General features: G+C 53.3%; 16 protein-coding genes and 1 pseudogene. 7 read left to right on the forward strand and 10 right to left on the reverse strand.

Features of this window, described 5'->3' with window-relative positions; translation table 11 throughout:
• Window positions 1-495: 495 nt before the first annotated feature.
• The 3 genes from HMPREF2734_RS11125 to HMPREF2734_RS11910 all read right to left on the reverse strand — a co-directional run bounded on the left by HMPREF2734_RS11125 (window position 496) and on the right by HMPREF2734_RS11910 (window position 2,100).
• Window positions 496-948, reverse strand: a complete 453-nt coding sequence (locus HMPREF2734_RS11125; protein ID WP_070570987.1) for a hypothetical protein — start codon at window positions 946-948, stop codon at window positions 496-498.
• Complete coding sequence (locus tag HMPREF2734_RS11130; RefSeq protein ID WP_141750490.1) at window positions 938-1,624, reverse strand: hypothetical protein; 687 nt, start codon at window positions 1,622-1,624, stop codon at window positions 938-940. Before HMPREF2734_RS11130 ends, HMPREF2734_RS11125 begins: the two co-directional genes overlap by 11 nt.
• Before the next feature lie 296 nt (window positions 1,625-1,920).
• The gene (locus HMPREF2734_RS11910; protein ID WP_101732517.1) at window positions 1,921-2,100 is read right to left on the reverse strand and encodes a hypothetical protein; all 180 of its coding nucleotides are present in this window, start codon (window positions 2,098-2,100) and stop codon (window positions 1,921-1,923) included.
• A 247-nt stretch (window positions 2,101-2,347) separates the two neighbouring features.
• Here HMPREF2734_RS11910 and HMPREF2734_RS11135 point away from each other — a divergent pair, with 247 nt between their 5' ends.
• Genes HMPREF2734_RS11135 through HMPREF2734_RS11145 form a run of 3 tightly spaced genes read left to right on the forward strand, consistent with a single transcriptional unit; the run spans window position 2,348 to window position 8,267 of the window.
• Window positions 2,348-4,324, forward strand: coding sequence for a site-specific DNA-methyltransferase (locus HMPREF2734_RS11135; RefSeq protein WP_070570989.1), 1,977 nt, complete (start codon window positions 2,348-2,350; stop codon window positions 4,322-4,324).
• A gap of 4 nt (window positions 4,325-4,328) precedes the next feature.
• Window positions 4,329-7,394 carry a type III restriction-modification system endonuclease gene (locus HMPREF2734_RS11140; protein ID WP_070570990.1) on the forward strand — a complete coding sequence of 1,022 codons (3,066 nt, stop codon included), beginning with the start codon at window positions 4,329-4,331 and terminating at the stop codon, window positions 7,392-7,394.
• A complete protein-coding gene (locus tag HMPREF2734_RS11145; protein ID WP_070570991.1) occupies window positions 7,395-8,267 on the forward strand; it encodes a hypothetical protein in 873 nt (290 codons plus the stop codon).
• A 320-nt stretch (window positions 8,268-8,587) separates the two neighbouring features.
• Here HMPREF2734_RS11145 and HMPREF2734_RS11660 read toward each other — a convergent pair whose 3' ends face one another.
• Together HMPREF2734_RS11660 and HMPREF2734_RS11150 are read right to left on the reverse strand one after the other, a co-directional pair.
• On the reverse strand, window positions 8,588-9,238 hold the full coding sequence (locus HMPREF2734_RS11660; protein WP_141750491.1) for a CAP domain-containing protein: 651 nt from the start codon (window positions 9,236-9,238) through the stop codon (window positions 8,588-8,590).
• A gap of 78 nt (window positions 9,239-9,316) precedes the next feature.
• A complete protein-coding gene (locus tag HMPREF2734_RS11150; protein ID WP_070570992.1) occupies window positions 9,317-9,862 on the reverse strand; it encodes a hypothetical protein in 546 nt (181 codons plus the stop codon).
• Between the two features lie 714 nt (window positions 9,863-10,576).
• Here HMPREF2734_RS11150 and HMPREF2734_RS11915 point away from each other — a divergent pair.
• Window positions 10,577-12,715 (forward strand): hypothetical protein, encoded by a 2,139-nt coding sequence (locus HMPREF2734_RS11915; protein ID WP_141750492.1) that lies wholly within the window; start codon window positions 10,577-10,579, stop codon window positions 12,713-12,715.
• Between the two features lie 731 nt (window positions 12,716-13,446).
• On the opposite strand, the gene istB is transcribed toward HMPREF2734_RS11915, so the two are convergent.
• From istB to HMPREF2734_RS11180, 4 genes and pseudogenes are all read right to left on the reverse strand, one after another.
• Window positions 13,447-14,181, reverse strand: coding sequence for an IS21-like element helper ATPase IstB (gene istB, locus HMPREF2734_RS11160; RefSeq protein ID WP_101733627.1), 735 nt, complete (start codon window positions 14,179-14,181; stop codon window positions 13,447-13,449).
• Between the two features lies 1 nt (window position 14,182).
• Window positions 14,183-15,658, reverse strand: coding sequence for an IS21 family transposase (gene istA / locus HMPREF2734_RS11165; RefSeq protein WP_070570999.1), 1,476 nt, complete (start codon window positions 15,656-15,658; stop codon window positions 14,183-14,185).
• A gap of 257 nt (window positions 15,659-15,915) precedes the next feature.
• Window positions 15,916-17,137: pseudogene (locus HMPREF2734_RS11920) on the reverse strand (IS3 family transposase).
• A 463-nt stretch (window positions 17,138-17,600) separates the two neighbouring features.
• Window positions 17,601-18,005: a MerR family transcriptional regulator gene (locus HMPREF2734_RS11180; RefSeq protein ID WP_034664654.1), complete on the reverse strand. Its 405-nt coding sequence runs from the start codon at window positions 18,003-18,005 to the stop codon at window positions 17,601-17,603.
• Window positions 18,006-18,174: 169 nt separating this feature from the next.
• On the opposite strand from HMPREF2734_RS11180, the gene HMPREF2734_RS11185 reads away from it, so the two are divergent.
• On the forward strand, window positions 18,175-19,734 hold the full coding sequence (locus tag HMPREF2734_RS11185; RefSeq protein WP_070570996.1) for a SulP family inorganic anion transporter: 1,560 nt from the start codon (window positions 18,175-18,177) through the stop codon (window positions 19,732-19,734).
• A gap of 169 nt (window positions 19,735-19,903) precedes the next feature.
• On the opposite strand, the gene HMPREF2734_RS11190 is transcribed toward HMPREF2734_RS11185, so the two are convergent.
• The gene (locus HMPREF2734_RS11190; RefSeq protein WP_070571000.1) at window positions 19,904-20,380 is read right to left on the reverse strand and encodes a hypothetical protein; all 477 of its coding nucleotides are present in this window, start codon (window positions 20,378-20,380) and stop codon (window positions 19,904-19,906) included.
• Between the two features lie 95 nt (window positions 20,381-20,475).
• Between HMPREF2734_RS11190 and HMPREF2734_RS11195 the strand changes: the two genes are divergently transcribed.
• Together HMPREF2734_RS11195 and HMPREF2734_RS11200 are read left to right on the forward strand one after the other, a co-directional pair.
• Window positions 20,476-20,949 (forward strand): recombinase family protein, encoded by a 474-nt coding sequence (locus HMPREF2734_RS11195; protein ID WP_080972893.1) that lies wholly within the window; start codon window positions 20,476-20,478, stop codon window positions 20,947-20,949.
• 170 nt (window positions 20,950-21,119) lie between these two features.
• Window positions 21,120-21,528 (forward strand): DUF4192 family protein (locus HMPREF2734_RS11200; protein ID WP_141750495.1); only part of this gene is annotated, 409 nt, incomplete at its 3' end.

Raw genomic sequence — 21,528 nt, forward strand, 5'->3', positions numbered from 1 at the left:
GGTTTCACCGTCCACCGGAATCATGACACCCCAACTAGCCCCTCTAGGAATTGATAAGGACACAACACGAATCGGTGCGATGCAGTTCCAATTGAGTAACGGTTGAAGTCATTCTTTTCGAAGGACAAATCAGAAAGGTTGATTGCGTAATCCCAAAGTCTTCTGTGGCACTTCTTTTCCGATTCAGGTAGTCAACTTTCAATTGCAGAAGATTTCGCGCACTGTTCACGCTGGTTGCGCTGGGCTATGTAGTTCCCTTTCATTTCCCCTCTAACCCCCAAACCCCCTTCCTCCCCGCGCGGGTTTCGCGCTCGCCCACGTAATTACCACGCCCTCAAATCGCCCGCTACACGCCCCGCTCGCGGGACGAAACCTACCCTCTGGACAAACTTATTCACCCTGCAATTTCTAACCCGGCAAATCGGCGTTAAATCACACACACTTTCTATGTGATTATCCATGACACGAGCGCCCACCCCACGCTCGCTATACCGACTACATCATTCCCTTCCACGCGGGATCTCCGCAGACTTCACCATCATCATCAATCGTGATTTCTGGTAGCAAGTGCAATGGCGGTAATTCAAAATCGCGCAACATTCGCGCATACGCTCGCTGTCCAGGCAGGCGATCATCGTCAATCTCCATCGCAGCCATGATCACCGCTTCAGTCAAGCGCATCAGCCCATCCCAAAACGAATCACGGCTTCCCGTATAGGTAAACGCCATGAAGGTTTGCGACTCGTCCGGCACGTCCCCCACGGTCACGTCCACTCCCTGCCACGGTTTCACCGTGTGCAGTTTCGCTACTTGTAGCAGCGTGATCAGCGGGTTATCGCGCGGTTCGATAAGTACCAAAAACTCCGGTGTGTTGTTATCATCGCGCCAAAAATCAATCTCCGCGCGCATCATCCCAGCAGAAATGTTCGGGTTCGGATTAGCAATCATGAGCGTTCACCTTCCACTGATCAGGAACACGGAAGGTACCGTCTTCGAGGTAGTGATCCTTCCAATCCAAAATGGCACGAGTCCAGCGATCAGGATTCGATTCTTGCCATGAATGATCTCGCTCAATCTCGGTGTGTGCGTCGAGCAAGCGCGCGGTTGCTTCGGTCACGTCATCAGCCAAGGTGTGCGCGAAATCGTCTGCAAACTCGCTATCCGCCCATCGAATGAAAGGTAGAAATAACGGGTCTGAGAAATCCTCACATGGCGGTTCCACCACAGTGCCATCAGGAAGGTACTCGTAGTTGATAACGTGCTGGTTTTGCGCCATTTCTGTTTCTGCAATGTCCATCAAGCGCACCAGGCGCGATGTGTTGAGAAGCAGCGCTCCATCAAGTTCTTCACCGTCCATACGCTTGATCCACCCAGAATCCACTAGGCGGTTAATGCAGCCTTTCAGTGGGTAGTCCGTTTCACGCCACCACGGGCGCTCGTAGGCTTCCTCCGGGATGTAGTGGATCAGCCCAATACACCCACGATGGATTGTGCCGTGACGGTCGATGATCTCGCCGGTGTAGTCATCGGCATATTTGCTTATATGTGCGAGTGCTTCCTTGTCATACCACTGCACTGTTGGGGTCATCACTTGCATTACTGCATCAGATAAAATTTCTCCCAAATGGTTCTCCTTTGACTTGGGTTGTTAGCACTGGGTTGTGCCAACGGTTTCAGAACCATAGTGCAGGGTGTTTGTGCATGTCAAGGGGCATTTTTATCACTTAGTAGGTGTTGTTTTCACGTAGTAAGTGAGGGTACTTCATGGCGCTGTTTTGGGGTGTGGAAGTATCGCGCTTTGGATGGGAGGGCGCGGGCGTTTCCATGGGAGAAGGTCGCGTTCAATCAAGACGAACCTACATAGCAAGTGTGGGCGAATCAGGGCGCAAGTAGAAGTTGTTCCCACTCGCGCTGGTGGGATTAATCCCCGCTCGGATCGGCATTGAGTTCCTCGTGTGAAAGTGGCTCTAGCCCTGCGTTTATGCGCAGTTCGTTGATCAGATCACAGATCCAGCCGTAATCAATTTCGTCATCGGTATCGACCATCGCTATTGGGATGAGTTTGTCTATCGAGGGGCGTTTCTTTTCCGGTTTGTCCACATGTTCTCCTTGTACAACTAGACCACTCGGTACGGTAGCGCCGTTTTGTGCGAATTGTCAAGAACATGTGTTCGACATAGTAGGTGTGGGGCTACCCCTCGTTACCTCGTAATCCACTTCGACACACGCCAGTTTGAAACACACTCTGACCTGCACTGAACACGATTCGTCAGACTTCGGAAACTGGCGGTGCAAACTATGAAAGAATCGAAGGCATAAATCACAACAGCGGAATTAAGGACAATTCATGATCAGAGATGCGCAACAGCACAATGAAAATGCAGCGCCCAAGGACTTCGAGATTGATGTTCTCATGGAAGCGTTGCCCCACTACTTCGATGAAGATGGAAACTTCAAGATGGAGAAGTTTCAGAACATGCTTCAAGAAGAGCAGGTGGAACTTTCTCGCGAGTCGTATGAACTCAACTTCCTCGGCAAGTCATACGCGCGTCTTTTGGCTTCTCTAGAAACGGAAACTGTGCTCGTTCCCGATGAAGAGCACAACAACGATGAGCGCAATGCTGATAGCGAGAATATTTACATCACCGGCGATAACTTGGACGCGCTCAAGCACCTGGCGAAGTCGTATAGGGGGAAGGTGAAGTGCATTTACATCGATCCTCCCTACAATACCGGCAAGGACGATTTCGCCTACGTAGATTCGTTCGATTTCACGCCTAAAGACTTGGAAGAACTCATCGGTGTTTCCCGCGAAGAAGCGCTGCACATTCTTGACCTGCACGGCAAGGCTTCTCACTCGGCGTGGCTGACGTTCATGCTTCCCCGTCTTGTGCTCGCTCGAAACCTCTTAAGCAATGACGGGGTTATTTTCATCTCCATCGATGGAAACGAACTCAGCAACCTGCAACTGCTGCTCGATAGTGACGTGTTCGGAGAACAGAACCGGCTGGGAACGATTGTTTGGAAAAATGCCACAGATAACAACCCCTCCCGAGTCGCTGAAGAGCATGAGTACATTGTCGTGTTCGCCAAGGATGAGCGCGTGGTCGAAGAGGTTTGGCGCTCACCCGAAAGTGCAATTAAAGACATGCTCGTTGCCAAGGGTGAGGAACTCATCGAGAAGTACGGGGAAACTGACCGTCTTCAGGCTGAGTATTCGGCATGGTTGCGAGCGCACCGCCAGGAAATGGGTGAACTCGATAATTACAAATACATCGACCAGGAAGGCATCTACCAGGGCAGTCGTTCCGTTCACAACCCCGGTAAAGAGGGATACCGCTACGACGTGATTCACCCTGAAACGGGCAAGCCCACAACGCAGCCCATGATGGGTTACCGCTTCCCCGAATCGACCATGCGCGAACTCCTAGACCAGGAGAAGATCATCTTCGGCGCAGATGAGAACAAGATCGTGGAATTAAAGGTCTACGCGCACGAGTACGCGGTGAAACTCCCGAGCGTGATTAATCTGGATAGTCGCACGGGGGCGAACGAGGTTCGAGAATTGTTCGGGGGCGTGAAGGTTTTTACTAACCCCAAACCGGTGAGTCTTCTTACCCAGTTGCTTTCGTTTGTTGCCAAGGACGGAGACACCGTTCTCGATTTCTTCTCTGGCTCATCGTCTACCGCACACGCGGTCATGGCACTTAACGCCCGAGACGGGGCGAACCGGCGCATGATCACTGTCCAGATTGCGGAGCCGATCACGGATAAAAATGACACTGGGCGCAATGCTCTCGCCCAAGGATTCTCTACCATCGATGAGATCGGGCGCAAGCGCATCGAACTCGCAGCGGACAAGATCGCTCAAGACACCGGCGCGAGCATCGACTACGGCTTTAAGCACTACACGCTAGTCACTCCAGAGCAGGATGAAATCGACCGGCTGGAATCTTTCAATCCGGACGAGGGGTTGTTCAATATTGATCCGTTAGAGCGCTTGAATTTCGATAACGCGCCCGCGAAAACGGTCATGCTCACAACCTGGGCGGTTCACGACGGTTACGGACTCACCCCAGAGGTCAAACAAGTTGAACTCGACGGATATACGCTCGACGTGGTTGGCTCATCCGCCTACATCATCGATGGCGGGTTCACCCCCGAGGACGTAATTGCACTCATCCGTTTAATTGAGTCCGACCAACTTCATATTAACCACCTCGCATACTTCAATACGGCACTGTCATTCGAAGTGCTCACGGAGTTGAAGCAGGCGCTCAACCAGGTCTCTACTGGCAAGATTCACGCGGAAGCGCGGTGGTAGGGCAATGAAAGTCAGGCTCCAAGAGTTAGAGCATCAGCGCCTAGCGGTGCAAGCGGTCACGACCGTGTTTGAGGGAGTGGACTTCGGTGCGAGATCAGCCGTCAACCCCGAGATCACCTCAGACATGCTCCCGACGATTCAGGAGAACATCGAGGACATACAAGGTGGGCGCGTTATCGACTTACCCATGATTCCTCCCGAGAAGCGCATGTCCAGCGCGAAGAACTACCTCGGGCTAGACGTGCGCATGGAAACTGGTACAGGCAAGACCTATGTGTTTACCCGCACCATGTACGAACTTCACGCTCGCTACGGGTTCAATAAGTTCATTTTGCTTACCCCATCAGCGCCGATTCGAGAGGGTACGAGTGATTTCATCCGCTCGGACTACGCGGACGAACACTTCCGTAAGTTCTACGATTCACAGATTGTGCTGCAAACGCTCGCAGGCAAGCCGAAGCACAAGCGGGGACGGCGACGGATGATCCCGCCCGAGATTCGGGAGTACGCCGAAGGTGCTGATTACGATGCTAAGCGCATCGACGCGCTCATCATGACCGGCGCAATGCTGCAATCTCCCACGCTCTCGCGCGACGATTACGACCAAACGCTCACAGCAGACGGGTATGACTCATCCCGTCCGTTGGATATTCTCGCCCGCACTCGTCCGGTCGTGATTATCGATGAGCCACACCGTTTCGCCCGCAACCAAGCCACCTTCAAGAAAATTGTCGAAGGGCTTCAGCCAGGGGTCATCATCCGCTACGGCGCGACCTTCCCCAGAACTAGAGGGACGAAGACTAAACCGTCCACGCCGGATTATGAAAACCTTGTCTACGAACTGAACTCAGCGCAAGCCTTCAACAACCTGCTCGTCAAGGGCGTGAAGGTGCAGTACCCGGATGCTATCGGGGAAGATGAGGTCAAACTGAAAGTGACCGCGCTTAACACAAAGGAGAAGACGGTCACGATCCGCAATGAGTCCACCGGCAAGTCCTACCACCTGGATAAACAGAACAACCTGCTCGGGATGATTCACCCGTCACTATCCGGGGTCTTGCTAGAGAACGTGGGTAAGTCGAAAGATTCCGGCGTAAACGTCGCTATGTTGTCCAACGGTGCGGAGTTGCCCAAGGACTACGCAATCATGACCGGCTCGTTCTCCCAGTCCTATCAGGAGACGATGCTGGAGCAAGCGCTCGCTAACCACTTCAAGATCGAGCGAGACTTATTTGAGCGTGAGCGCAAGATCAAGCCATCCACGCTGTTTTTCATCGACTCCATTCACTCCTACCGTGGGGATAACAACGACGGTTGGTTAAAGGTTGCATTCGAGCGCAAACTGAGAAAGTCCATCGAGGACACAATCACCGAGATTCACGAGGACGGGGCGCTCACCCCGGCTATGCAGGAGTACCTGCCGTATCTGGAAGCGACCTTGCAAAACATAGAAGGTGCTCACGGTGGCTATTTCGCGGAAGACTTGAACGCTACTGATGAGCAGGTGACCAAACAGGTTCAAGCGATTCTGCGCGATAAGAACAAACTCATGTCGTTTAGAGATGAGCGTGGGCACTATAACGTCATGCGGTTCATCTTCTCGAAGTGGACGCTACGAGAAGGCTGGGATTTGCCCACGGTATTCCAGATCGTGAAGATGCGCTCGTCCGGTTCGGAGAATTCGAAACTGCAAGAGGTTGGGCGTGGGCTTCGCCTTCCGGTGGATGAGTACGGCAATCGGGCGACTGCTGATGCTGATCAGTTCTTCTTGACCTATCTCGTGGACTTCACCGAGCGCGAGTTTGCTGATCAGTTGGTCGATGAGATTAATACGGACACCGTGCGCGTGAATAACGTGAATGACCGGCTGGCGGACGTGGCGAAGGCGCGTGGGGTGGAGCCGACGTTCCTCATGGCTGAAATGCTTATGGGTGGCTTCATCGAACCGTCCGGCGAGGTGAAAGAGGACAAACTAGGCGCGTTCCTCCAGACCTATCCCGAGTTCGCAACGGGCGTGAACAAGAATCGCATCAGGAAAGAGAAACCAGGACACAAGGAAGCCCGCAAGCGCAGCGCCACGATTCGCCCGAAGGCTTACGAGCGTTTGCGCTCTCTGTGGGAAACGCTCACGCAGAAGTACGTCCTGATCATCCAAGAGTTGTCGCCGGAGCAGATCGACGCGGGGCTGGATGAGGTCTTGCAAAACAATGACCGCATTTTCGTGCGCGATACGAGGAAGGTCTTAGAAAAAGAGGTTCGACGCGGGCGGGAACTGTCCCTGCCGAAGACTTATACGGTCGCGGGACACCACGAGTCGAACACGCATCTGCCTTATGGGGAGTTCTTGAAGCGGGCGCACACGTCCACGGCACTTCCCGTGGACACGATCCACCGTGCGCTCGCGCGGAATAATGACGTGCTTAACCTGCAAGACTCTCACTTCAACATAGAAAGTCTCAACAGGTTCCTGCGCCGGTTCCACGAATGGTTTGACCGGGAGTTCGCTACCCGGTTTGAATACGCCCACGTCGGCGTGCGCGGTGGTGACGATCCGCTGACCAAGACTGACGGTTCCCCGAAAGACACCATCGAGCGCACCCGCTTGGGACGTTTCCAGGACAACGAAAAGGTTCCCCCGGAGACGTACCTGTATGACGTGTTCGACTGGGATAGTTCGATTGAGCGCGACACCATCATGGATTCACTCTCGAAGAAATTCGACGGGGTAGTTGAAGTATTCGGCAAGATCCCCACCCGTTCGATCAAGATCCCCACCTACTCGGGGCAAACGACTTCGCCTGACTTTATGTACGTGATCAAGCGCAAGAACGGGCGCAAATCAGTCAACTTCGTGGCTGAAACGAAGGGAATGGATGAGGATTCGCAACTGCGCGGGACTGAAGTAAAAGCAATTACGAGCGCATCTAAGTTCTTCGAGCAACTGCGGAACAACGACGTGGACGTGTACTTCACATCCGTGCTGAACTCAGATGGGGTCATCGAGATCATTGAGGACTTGTATGCGGGTGAGTCCGTGGGAGTGAAAGCGAGGACGAAAGCGGGCGAGTAAATGGTGAAGAAAAAGTCGAACCCGGCGTTTCCTCGGCGTGACCGCAAGATCTGCTGGATCTGCGAGGAGCGTCCCGCCAACACTCAGGAACACGCTTTCAAGAGTTCCCGGATTAAAAAGATTTGGGAAGCGGGAGGTAGGCAACCGTTAGGCACTATCGGCAGTGATGGGCGCTTTTACAAGATGAGTGGTCCGAATCATGGCATCTTCATGTTCGGGAAAACCATATGCTCTTACTGCAATAACCAGTTCTCGCAGCCGTTTGACATGGCGTATGACCATTTCATGGACTTCATTCTTGATGACCTGGAGTATTTCAAAAACCGGCGCAAATTCAACTGGGATGAGATCTTTGCGGATACCCCTTTTGATCAGCGTCACCTTGCGCGGTATTACGTGAAGCATTTTGGTTGCAAGATGTACGACGCAGGCTACGAGGTGCCGGAAGATCTCCGCTTATACCTGCACGATCCGGAGATGGTCCACACGTTTTCGCTCTTGCTTTACAAGGACTACGAGCATGTTCAAGGGCGTGATCCGTCGCATCCGGAGGAATGGTTTGCGCCATTTTCCAGTTATCTCGAATTTGTGGATGACAACGAGAAACGTGCTGGTTTCGTCGGGTGTCTTCAGGATGGTTTCATCGGGGTGATTTTCCGCTGGGAGGATGAACACATCCGAATCCCCGAACAATGGTGTTTTGGATTCCAGCAAGTGACATACATGCGAGATGTATCCGAATTGCCATATCAGAATCTTTGGGATGGTCTGCCACGGCGCAATGAAGTATTCGAGATAGAAGATGATGCGAAAAGAGTCATCGAGCAAGCAGCGAAGTTTGCTGAAGATGTGCAGGAGTTCGAAGCGGATTAGGATTCAGGGAAGTTTTCTGCTGAAGAGATGTTTGCGCGCAGTGTCGAGTTAAGTGTCAGGCAGAAGGTGCTTCAGGCAGATGCTCAGCGGGTGTTAGGGCACCAGCAGAAATTGTTTGATCAACTCGGGTTTGATCTTGAAGCGAATTCAACGCGCAAGAGGAAGAATCCTCCATCGAGTTGAGGAAGGTTCGCGCGCGGGGGAACGCCGTGTCAATTTGGCACACTCCGCTTGCTGCACCACCCAGCGCAAAACAAAACACCTACTAGGTAGGACTTACTCCAACTACCTAGTAGGTGTGTTCTTCCCCCGCTATCCGATTACTTGTCTGCGAAGTGTTGTACGCAGAAGTATTTTCCGGTCACAGGGTCTTGAGCAATACCAATACCGACCTTAGGAGCACGCCCATCCGTTCCCATAGCACTCCTGTGACCAGGGGAATGCGAGAAAATATTAACGAATTTATCGTAGAAGAATGGGTCAATCGCCACGTTTTCTAGTCCACGAGTATTGTAATTCGAGTGCCAAATCCTATCCCCAGGAGTCTGCGCCAACTCATTAGCAAACCGTTGCGCTGTCGCTTCTAGAGAAAGATCGTACGTAATTGGGTTCAGGTGTTTATCATTGGACCTCCATTCAACAAGTTGCATAAACTGTGTTCTACGCGCTTGTTGAATATCACTAGATGTTAATGGTGGGTTCTTCTTACCAATAGAACTGTTGGACTGCTTGCACTCCCAGTAGTTTGGTGTGCCGTATACACACCCATCAGCGTCTGGTTTGCGCGTGCCATTCGAGGGGTTAGGACTATTCGACGGTTTCGCACTGTTCGACGGGGACGTTTGCGCACCCGAGTCCCCACCAGCAGAAGACGAGGATAAATCACCCGTTCCGAAGATCAGTCCTAGGATCAAGGCGATAACGGTGATAGCAGCACCGGCGTACTGCATGAGTTGTTGTGGGTTCGGCACTGTGGACACTTCCTAGGGAAACAACGTTGATACGGAAATTATAAAGTCTTCTTTATCATAACCTGCCACCGCACTTACCTAGTCTGCGCGGTAGTCTGGCATCGTTTCAGTAGGGTCTAGCGGGATCTCCACTTTCATCTCCTGATAGGAATCATCAACCACGCCAGTGATCACAATCTTTTCGGCGTTGTCGAAACTGGAGTTGTCATCTACACAGTAGACAATCGCAAAGGATGACCGATGCCACGCCATCGCCATGCACAATGGCTTGCCCTCGGTCGAGTGATGTTCATAAAGGAAAACTTCCACCCCAATGAACATGACATCTGATCCGTTGATAATCCTGATCGCTTTCCCATTCTTCTGGACGTGTGCATCCCAGTGCTCATCACGCTTCTCGAACTTGTCACGAGCACTCTTCCGGCGCTGAAAGTCAATCTGCACCTGTTGCAACCGCGCCTGCTGCTCACTGTCTTTTCGGCGGGTGCGCTCATGCTCGCTAACAGTGGTGGTGTCTTCGCGGTGGCGTTTGGCTGACTTGCGTTCTGCAAGGCGGTAAAACACCCAAGCAACGACCCCAGTCCAGATCAGCCCGATGACACCGATAGTAATTCCTACGTCCAACGCTTACGCCCTTTCTCCAAGAAACTCTCACGAGCAAACCGTGCGTGGTTCACGCCTGGATTAATCATAAAAGTCACTACAGACGGTGAAACATGATCGCGCGCGAAAACAGCGACTATTGGCGGGAACAGACGATCATGGATTGGTAGGCGCGGTGGAAGGTGAAACCGTGCGAGAAAGTGCTACTGAGCAGGAACTACGCCTGTGTTGTGGTGTCCCGTGTGCTAGAACAAGCGGGGTGAGTGGAAAACTTCCTCGACCCAACGGACTTTCTCATTATCCATCCTGCATCATTCGCCGGAAACGCTGTTTACCTCCACAGACGTAGCGCTTCGTAGGAATCTTCGACGTACTGGTTGTTGTCATTATTGCAGTAACCATTCGCGTGCATGACCAGTTCCGTCACCTCGTGAACCTCGTCGTAGGTACAGGACGTTCTAAGCGCTGTATTGGTGTAGGCGCACTGTGGCGCAAGGAGCGATGTGAAGGTGCTTAGGCGCGCGATACGAAGGGGTGCTGGAAGGGCGGTATAGGTGGGCGTTGGTGGTGCGGTGCGAGGGGTTCAAAAGTGATTCTGACGAACGGACGTGCGAATCAGTTACCCTAATAAATGAACACTATTCGTGTTCACGAATTCGAATTAATGAAAGCTAAGGCGCGCGAAGGGGAATACCTGCGCGCATGCGTGTACGTACACAAAAAGGAAAACTAGATATGAAAAAGAATGTAACGAAAAAGATCTTCTACTCCGCTGCTGCTACCGCTGTGTTTGCGGGTAGTGCAGTAAGCGGGGTAAACACGATTGCGAACGCTGACGATGACATAAAGCAGTTCGACAAGGATTCCATAGTTAATGGTGAATTTGTTGAGGATAAAGAGGTCCATAGTTATGCGGATCAGTCCACTCAACCCCCGGCACTTCCGACACCGAATTTCGAAGATGAAGAAGGTTACGTTGACTGGGAAGAGTGGAGAAAAAACGGGTATGAACCTGGTAACGGTGCTAGAGATTGGTATTTTGGAAGTGTTTACTTTGGTCCCGCTGGAGTAGAGGTTGCGACTTACCAAAATATTTTAGAAGGGGGTGTAAATGTTCAAGCAGTAGGCAACTATTCAAAACAAGAAGGCGATTACGCAAATGATAAAAACACTGCTCAGGTTATGTGGGATGTGCAATGGTCTCCTGTGTATGCTCCTGGAGACCATGGGGATTGGCTTAAGCACTATCCCTATATGTTGAACGAAACTGATATTTTCGTTCCTAAAGCGGTTAAAGATATTCACTTGACGCTTGGACAAGCACAGTCGCTAGGAGATAGTGAAAAGAGTGCGGAACAACTTCTTGAGCATCTTGAAAAAGATAGTTATTATTCCTGGCAACCGAACATCACTCGTAATGATGTTCGTGAAATGATTGAATTACGTCCAGATAAAGGCGGGGTGGACTTCAACAGTTTCTACCAAGACGATAACGGTAACTGGAAACGCTTATACGCTGGTGATGGTAGTAAAGAAAAAAGAACTGCACAAAATATGCTCGATGTCGGATCGTTTGCGTACGTACAAGAAGATCTAACAAAACTTCCTGAAGGGGTAAACCTTCCCGAAGGAATCGATGAATCAAACTTGTCTGAGTACAAGATGATCCGTATTGCTTCCGATAAAAAGGGAATGCACACGGTTCGAGTCTCCGGAACAATCAATGTCAATGGCGCTAAATCTGACGTGTACGTTCCCCTGCGTGCTACGAACCGTTTACGTTATGTCGATTTTGACCGCAAGATTGTAGATCGTGTTGGTAAAGAGTTTACTGATCCGCAAACAGGAAAGAAGAAAACCGCTGATTGGATCAACCCTGGACCACTACCAGAATTTAGTATTACTGATCCTGAAGTAAATAAGCGTAATGCTGAAATTTACGCGAAACCGATTAATGCGGTTGCCGGTTTTGATACGACGGAGAAGTGTAAACCTACAACAAATACTGTTGTTGAGGGATCATCGATTATTAATACTGCTGGGTTGGAAAAGATTAATGATGATCATGAGAGTCCAGCGTTGTTCATGGGGCAATCAGATGAACGCATAAACGATGTCTTTGCAGTTGATGGTGTCCTTTCCCCAAGGTCGCTACAGTACTCAAGCGATAGCCCTGTAAGGGAAATTAAGTCTATCGAATACGATGAAACAACAAATATTGCACAATATAAGTATTGGCTCGCAGAAGAAACAGAAGACGGCAAATTAGTCGATTACGCTGGTAAAAAATGGCGTTTCGAGATTCCAAACTTTATTGACAAGGATTCTCTCAAGAATGATTCTTGTGACCAGGCTGCATTAAGAATCAAACTGCGCGAACAACCAACCCCAGAAGAGGAACCAACCCCGTCACCTAGCGAGTCGCCAACCCCTTCACCAGACCCGTCACCGAGCGAATCGCCAACTCCATCACCAGATCCATCACCCAGCGAATCCCCAACTCCTTCACCGAGTGAAGAGCCAACTCCTGAACCGTCAGGAACTCCTAAAACAGATACTCCTACACCACCAGTAATCCCTACTCCCGAGCCAAAAGGTACGGAGAACGTGCCAATGACCACGGAGAAGACTACTGAGCCTGGAGTACGGATTATCGAGAAGAAAACTGAGCCAAAACCTGTTCCACCAGTGGTCAATCACACGTTCCCTGAAAAACAACCAACACCGGAAAATCCGTCTCGTGTGAACACGCCACCATTTGTTCCAGCGCAACCTCCAATCGTTGGACCAGTGGCGAAACAGGGTCCAGTGGTGAACACTGGTGGCGCTGTTCAAGAGTCCTTCTGGACGATGATTGCGAACTTGTTCCGTTAATCCGGTAGATCACTCAACGCGCTATTGCACCCTCGTGGTTTCACGGGGGTGCTTTTCATGTCAGCACACCGTCACTATCGATCCATGTTTATTCTGATGAACGTGCGCGCGATATTGGTATTATGAGTACTAGCGCATGAATGTGCGCTCATCCTTCTACACGGATATGTCCCGTGGTAATTGAGTTTTTGTTTCTTTCTCATTTACACGCATGAAACGGTGTCACTGGAAGTCTTTTCTCAGTGGCACCGTTTTGGTTTGTACGGGGCGCGACAGTTGCGCGGGATGAAGGGATTCGGGGTGGCTTGTGGGGAGTTTCGGTGAAGTGGTGCGGGATAGGACGCTAGGTAGTGGTGGCGTGATGTTTTCGGGGCGTTTGTGCTGGTGGGTGGTTGTTCTAGGGGGCGTTTTTGCTGGTCAGGGGTGTTCTTTGGGGATTGTCGTGGTGGTTCCGGGGAATTCGGGGAATACTTCCGGGGACGGGTTGGGGGAGGGGTGTGTTTTGGGTGGTAGGGGAGTTTCGCGAATCCCTCTCCAAGCCCCTACCAGGAGAATGAACTAGCCCCCGAAAGTTGGACTGGTTTAATTCTAGGTGGTTAGGGCTTCAAGGGTCTGATTCCGATATTGCATCGGGGTGTGTTTTGTCAAGTTGTTTTAGGCCGTTTCGGCTCGAATTTTAGGCCAGTTCGGCACGGTTTTGGGCCGTTTGAGCGTTGCTGGGGTTTTGAGGGTTATTTCATGAGGGCGTTTGCCATGCGGTAGGACTGGCCGGTGAAGGTAATCATGCGTCCGTGGTGGACGATGCGGTCGATGGCTGCCGCTGCCATGTCATCGTTGCCGAAGACTTGGCCCCATTGGGAAAACGCGAGGTTGGTGGTGATGATCAGGCTGCGTTGTTCGTAGGCGTCGGCGATGGCTTGGAAAAGTAACCGTGCACCGTCAGTGTCGATGGGGATGTAGCCGAGTTCGTCGATGACGAGGAGCTTGTTTTTGCCGAGTGCTGCGAGTTCTTTGTCGAGTCTTCCTGCCTGTTTAGCGTTGCGTAAGTGGTCGACTAGGCCGGCGGCGGTGAAAAACCTTGCTGGGATGCCTGCAAGGCATGTTTGGGTGGCTAGCGCGATGGCGAGATGTGTTTTCCCGGTGCCGACGTCCCCGTAGAAGACGAGGTCTTCACATCCGTTGAGAAACTCAAGCGTGGTGAGGTGTTCGCGGGTGATGTCCGTGGGCAGGGTCACTGGTGACCAGTCGTAGCCGTCGAGGGTTTTGCGTACTGGCACACGCGCACGGTGCATGAGGCGGCGGGCTCTGGATGCTGCTCTGGAAGAAAGTTCAGCTTCGAACAATTCGATGAGGATGTCGCACTGGCGTGGGGTGGCGTGTTCAACGCATTGGCGTAACACAGCGGTGGTCAAATAGAGCTGGCGGCCGAGTGTGACAACTTGGTTTTTGGTGGTTGTAGCGCTCATTTTAGGTCGCCTCCGCATGCTGTGGGGTGTTGATTGTGGTGGCAAGGAGTTGGTCGTAGGTAGCCAGGTTTGCTCTGGTGTGCTGTGTTGGTGGTGGGGTGCTGTATCGTGCAGCGATGCCAAGATGCGGTCCGGTTGGTTGAGCGTTGGCTTCTAAAAGTGCTGCAGCGGCGGTGACGGTGGCGTCGAAACCGCATTCTGCGGCGGTGGTTTGTGCATGGGTGAAAAACTCACGGCGTGTGACGGTATCTGCTTCGTCGAGGTAGCCGACGACGTTATCCGGCATATGGTGGCGAAGTGGTGAGTTCTTCCACGCTCCCGGCTTTTTGGCTAACCCTGGCAGCAGACTTATGGGGTTGATCACTGTAGCGTCTGCAGTGCCGAAGACTCTCGGCAGCGCGATGATGCGTCGAGACTCCTCGTCTAAGACGGTGATGGTGTCGTGGGACAATTCCAGTGTGACTTGCCTGTTTGCCCAGGCAGGCCCGACTAGGTAGCGGTTGCCTGCTACGGTGACAATCCCGGTTTTATCGGTGCGACGCACTTCGAAACGCACCGGATTAAACCGCACCGACGGACATGCTTTGAGCGCTTGTTGATCGTGTTGAAACAGATCAGCGATTACCGCTGCCTTCTTATAATGGGTCTGCTTGGCAAACGCGGCACACCCAGAGTCCAGAAGAGCGTTTAGTTCTGCCAGTGAAGCAACTTCTGGCACGGGAACGAGCAGGTTTCGGCGGATGAACCCGACAGCGTTTTCCACATTGCCTTTCTCATGGCCTGAATACGGGTTGCAGTAACGCGACCGAGTCCGATAGTGCGCTTTAAACGCGGCGAAGAGCTCTGATTCGACAACCTTCGGGCCGACACGGCGTCCAATAGCAGTAGCGTTATCGAAGACCATCTCAGTCGGCACTCCGCCGGCAGCATCGATGACATCCAGCAATCCGGTAATGACACACTCGGCGGTTTCACCGGCGAAGGCCCTGCAAAACCTCATATTCGAGTACGGAAACGTCACCACCAAAAGGTGTACAACCTTCACATCTGACGCCAGGTTGATTTCTGCCTGGCCGAAATCAACCTGGATGACCCCGGGAGACCATTCCAACTCCATGAACCCATCTCCTGGGGCTTTATGGTCCTGCCTCCACTGCTTGACGTAGCGCTGTACCGGCGAATACGAGCCGGTATATCCATGTTCGGCGGCAAGCCGGTCACAGATGCGCTGCGCAGTGTGGCGTTGCTTGCGCGGCATGCGCTGATCTTGCTCAAGCCACCGATCAATCACGGCACACAACGTCTCACCGAGCGCTAGTGATCCTGGCTTATGTAACTTAACTGGCGGGATAGGGCTGAAATCGTCCTGGTTGACGTACTTATCGACCGTAGCGCGAGATACCGATACCGCCTTCGCGATCGCTCGTCGGGACATTCCCTCGTCATCGAGCTGTCTGATAGTTTCGATCGTGGTCATGCTGATTGTCATCTACTTTCTGGTCCCTTCCTGAAAAACCAAGTCCCGGACCTCGCAGCCAAACGAAGATGGGACATTTCTCAGGAACAGAAACCTACTGGGATGGTTACTCGGCATGGCCCTTTTTCATTCCAAAAGAGCCACACCAGTCACAGCAACGCACCAGGAAAGTGGCCTACTTTTTCACGCTGAAACGGACTAAAACAGGCCGCCGAAACGGACTACTTCCCAAGCCGAACTGGACCACCTACATCAGATCAGACACACGGGGTCAGGCCCTTGAGTCGTTGTTGGATGCGTTCGGTGTTGTACCACCCGATGTACTCATCGATCGCCTGGTTGAACTCTGCGACAGTGGCGAAGACTTCTCCGTGGTACATCTCGGTTTTCAAGTGCCCGAAGAAATTCTCCATGACCGCGTTGTCGTAACAGTTGCCTTTACGCGACATCGACTGCACACCACCGTTGTCGCCAATTAGGTTGCGCCAGGACGAATGCTGGTACTGGAAGCCTTGATCGGTGTGCATCATCCACCCAGGTTCAGGCGCACAAACCGCAATCGCCTTGGCCAAGGAAGCAGCGGTAAACGCTGTCGACGGCGATGTAGCCACGGTGTGGGCAATAATTGACCGGTCAAACAGATCCATCACTGGTGACAGGTAGACCTTGCGGCCTGCGACCCTGAACTCAGTGACATCGCTAACAAAGACGGTATTTGGCTGATCCGGGGTGAACTTGCGGTCAAGTTTGTTGTCAGCAATGTGGCTGATCGTCCCAGCATAGGAAACATACGGTCTGCGCTGGCGGATCTTGGCTCGAAGCCCCATCTTGTGCATGAGTTTGTAGACGAGTTTGTGGTTGACCACCCAGCCTTGGTTGCGCAGGTCGAGCAGTACTCGTCGGTAGCCGTAGCGATGCTTGTTGCGCTCGAAGCTTTCCCGGATCGCGTCCTTGAGCGCTGCGTGCTTATCCGGTTCGTTGAGTCGTTTCTGGTGGTAGAAGAAGGTTGACCGTGGGATACCTGCTGCTTCTAGGAGATATTCCAAACGGTGGTGCGACTTGAGGATGACAATCGCCTGGACTTTCAGGCGCGTCCCTGGTTCCTCAAGTCCCGCAATTTTTTTAGATAAGCGTTTTCCGCTTCCAACCGTGCAACCTGACACCGCAGCTGCTCCTCTTCGCTAAGCCGCTTCGGTGCAGCAGAGCGTTTGGGTCTGCCCTTCGGCTTTGGCTCTAATGCCTCATCGCCGCCTTTGCGCCATTTCCACACCCAATTCTTGACAAGCTGGTCTGACGACAGGCAAAACTCACGGGCAAGATCCATCCTTGTCTCGCCAGCAAGGTGGCGTTGGACAACTTCCTTCTTGATCTCGAACGAGTACTGCTGCTTTGTCGGTTTCTCCACGAGACATAGCCTGCCATGCAGTTGAAACCGACGGTAGAGACTCTGCACGGCGTGTCTGGACACCCCCAGAGCATTGGCAGCGGCTTTAGCGCCCATGCCCTGCTCAAAGAGTTCAACTAACTGCTCACGCTGCTGCTCACTTAGCGAACTTTGTGCCCTCAATGAAAAACTACTCCCCACTAGTCGGTAACTGATTTCTCAGTCCAACTAATGGGGAGCAGTTCAGAAACACTGGTAGGGGCTTTAGTTATTTCTCTTAAGGCGCACGTCCTGGGACTCAAATCGGGACTTTAGCGATGGCATTTTGTCACTTAAGCCGGTTTGGAAGTGATGGGGTTAAGTGACAATTTTCGATTTTGTGACCTTGGATGACTGTGTCGTTTTGAGGAGTCGTCTGCACGGATTTCAGAAGTCCTCTGTACTATCGCCATCCACTCCGGAGAGGCCGCGGGCGTTCGTCCACTTCATCTGGAACGCGATTCGACAGAGCGCATTCAATACGATGGTCTTTTTCTCCCTGCGAAGGATGGGGGCAGTTTAGGGTGCCAGGGTGTTGACCAGATCGAGGAATTCCTCAGCGTAGGCAATTTGCTTGCGTAGCTTTTCGTAGCGGGTGCGCGTCTCCTCACGAATGTCGGCAAGGGTGGCCTTGGCATTACTCCGTGCCTGCTGTGCGGTATCACTTTCCTGCCCGCCATCTGAACTATGAAGAATCTCCGCAGCTTCCAGGAATTCCCGCATCTGATCCAGAGTAAACCCCAGCGGTTTCATCCGTCGCACCAGCAAAACACGACGTACATCAGCCTCACTATAAAGCCTGAACCCACCAGGGCTACGCCCCGATGGGGTAATCAGGCCGACGTTGTCATAATAACGCAAGGTGGGAATCGACAACCCCGTCTGGTCAACGACCTCGCCGATCTTGAAATTACTGTTTTGCATTGCCTGTTCTCCTTCACGGTGATGTTGCCCACGGGTTCCTGTGCCTGGGTTGGCGGTTGAGTAAAACTCCCGCTACCATGACCACCATCACCAAACCTAAAGTTACTAGAGGGTTGGATTCCTTTCGGGCGTTCGCCCAGTTACCTATCCCCTCAAAGATTGGACATCTATGACTGAAACTAGCACGGCGGCCCCCCGCCCCCTCCTGAGTCCAGACGGCGCTGATGCCCCTACCGGGATCATCGCATCCTTCCGTTACGCATTTTCTTCCCCCGCCCGTATCCGTATAGAGATTCTGGCCGGACTGGCGGTATCCCTGGCGCTGATCCCTGAGGCCATTGCCTTTTCCATCCTTGCCGGTGTTGACCCAGCCATGGGTCTGTTTTCCTCGGTAGTCATGGCCATTGCGATCGCCTTTACCGGTGGCCGCCCGGCAATGATCACCGGCGCCACCGGGGCTATTGCCCTAGTCATTGCTCCTGTGGCGCGTGGTTACGGGATGGATTATTTCATCGCCACCGTCCTGTTGGGCGGTGTCCTACAAATCGTGCTCGGCGCCCTCGGTGTGGCGAAACTTCAGCGTTTTATCCCCCGATCGGTGATGCTGGGTTTCGTCAATGCACTGGGCATTATGATTTTCACCGCCCAACTCGAACACCTCATTGATGTGCCTTGGATAGTCTACCCACTCGTCGGCTTGGGTGTGGTGATCATGATTTTCTTCCCCAAGCTCACCAGTGTGATCCCCGCCCCGCTGGTCACGATTATCGTGCTCACCGGTTTGGTCATTGCCGCCGGTTTGACTGTCCCGACGGTCTCGGACATGGGCAAGATGCCGGAGACCTTACCGTCCCTGTTTATTCCGAACGTGCCGTGGACGTTGGAGACCCTGCAGATCATCGCGCCTTATGCCCTGGCCATGGCCGTGGTCGGTCTCATGGAATCGTTGATGACCGCCAAGCTCGTCGATGACATCACCGACACTCATTCCGATAAAACTCGTGAATCCTGGGGACAGGGGGTGGCTAATATTGCCTCCGGTTTCTTCGGCGGCATGGGTGGCTGCGCGATGATCGGTCAAACCATGATCAACGTCCGCGAATCCGGGGCACGTACCCGCCTATCCACCCTGTTAGCCGGTGTGTTCCTGCTGGTCCTGGTCCTGGCACTGGGCGACATCGTTGGCATGATCCCGATGGCTGCGCTGGTGGCAATCATGATCATGGTCTCGGTCGGCACGATCGACTGGCACTCGGTGCATCCACGCACCCTGAAGCTCATGCCGGTCTCTGAGACCATTGTTATGGCCGTGACGATTATTGCCACCCTAGCCACCAGCAACCTGGCCATTGGTGTGGTGTTGGGTGTGGTCACCGCGATGATCATGTTCGCCCGTCGGATGGCACATATCGCTTCCATTGAAAAGGTCTCCGAGATCGACGGCGACGGCGATGGCGAGATTGATACTCGTACCTACCGGGTGCATGGCCAGTTGTTTTGGGCATCAAGCAATGACCTGGTTTATCGCTTTGATTACACCGATTCTGCCCGTCATATCACTATTGATCTCACTGAGGCGGAGATCTGGGATGCCTCCACGGTCGCGACCTTTGACGCGATTACGCAGAAGTTCCAGGACAGAGGCAAAACCGTGTCCATTATCGGGCTCGACGGTCCCAGTCAGGACCGGCTGAACCGCCTGTCTGGCCGGTTTGGCACCGGCCACTAACATCCCCCGACTCGAGCACATCGACTTGGCGCCCCAACTTATAACCGGGGCGCCAGTTTATTGGTGCTGTTGCAAAGTTGGGGCATAGGAAGAGCATAAAAGAAGCGTAGCGGTTAACCGCTACGCTGTGTTGTGGGGATTTTTACTTTTTACGGTGCACGTGTTCTAGTTAGTGGTTCGTTTCTTTCCTCGGGTGATTGCGACGGTATTCCTCGACTAAGTGAGCAATACCCGGCGCAGCCTGGGACAACATCCAGGTCATAAGCGCTATAAGAACCCCTATGACGATAAGTGTTAACGCCAACCAGCCCAGTGTTGGGCCGATGCCGTTGGCCTCCTGGACGTGACCCCACAAGGCAGACACGCCGTCGGGTATGCCGAGCATACTTAGCAGCCCGTTCCCCAAGGCTCCGACAGCAACGAGTGCGATAGCAACGAAGAGAACACTGGCTGCAATCCACGAGGCAGACATGCAGGCCTTAATAAAGTTCGTGTTCGACTTTTCCATGTCGTCGTTGTACTTTTTGCGTTCTGCGCGTATCTTCTCCAGCAGCTTTTCGTTGGACTCCTTCTCCTGGAGCAGGGCGCTGCGAGCCTTCTTAGAGGCTTCTGCTGCCTCGTGCAGGCTCTTAGGCTCTTTCGACATTGCCTCAGATACAGCTACTTCTACCAGCGGTTCCAGGCTAGAAGTCAGGCTCGAAGTCATCTGAGCGTTCAGGCTCTGGCTGCGACCCGGACCACATCTACTCAGACACCATCTCCGGCACCAACTGGCAACGGCCTGGTCTTGATGACGCGCTGGCGTACATGCGCCCCGACGACACGCTCGTTGTCACGCGCTTGGACAGGCTCGGCCGCAGCCTCGCGGACACCGTGAACACCATCGCTGACCTCGCCGAGCGTGACATCAACGTCAAGGTGTTGGAGCCAGCGCTGGACACGTCGAAGCCCACCGACAAGGTGGTTATCAACGTCATGGCAAGTCTTGCCGAGTGGGAGCGTGACCTGCTTGTCCAGCGCACCCGTGAGGGCGTGGCGCACGCCCGCGCACAGGGCAGGGTCGCCGGCCCCAAGCCGAAGCTCAGCGCTGAGCAGGCGCAGATGGCCAAGGAGCTTATCGACGGCGGCAAGTCCGTCAGCGCTGTAGCGCGCACCTTTAACGTCTCGCGGCCGACGATCTATCGCGCTCTCAAGCGCATCGAAGCCGACGCTTAAGCACAGGCTGCGTCGCTAGCGCTCGCACCCGGCGAGAAGGCATCAGGCTGCGCTAGCGACGCTCGGCACACATGAGTGCTGCACTGCTGGGATACGCCTGCGACCGGCAGAGCCGGGCCGAATACGGGATTGACCACATACACCCCGTATTCGTGCAAAGGAGCACTGCCATGTCCACTCATTCCCACACGCTTGCATCCCACGGCGAGATCCTCGCGAACCTCCCCGGCATCCTCGGGTTCTACCCGAACAACTCGCTGATCCTCGCGTTCTTCGTCGACGACGAGGGCGTCGACACCGTCCGCCTCGGCCCGGTCGCACGGTTCGACCTGGACGAAGCAGTGGAGAAGCTCACCGAGAGCCGCGAGCGGTTCGCAGCGTGGGTCCACCACCTCGAACTCGACGCTGTTATCGCGTACATGATCAGCGATGACATTGCGCAGCCGGTCTTCGACGAGACGGCCACGTACCTCACCAGCGGGGCCTCGCCGCTACCGCCGCTGCTCGGGGTGGTGCAGGTGCCCGAGATCGTCACTGGGGCTGCTTGGTGGTCTGTGTACCAGCATCCGCTCATCGACG

This window comes from Corynebacterium sp. HMSC055D05, assembly GCF_001810365.1.
In the GTDB taxonomy this organism is placed as follows: domain Bacteria; phylum Actinomycetota; class Actinomycetes; order Mycobacteriales; family Mycobacteriaceae; genus Corynebacterium; species Corynebacterium coyleae.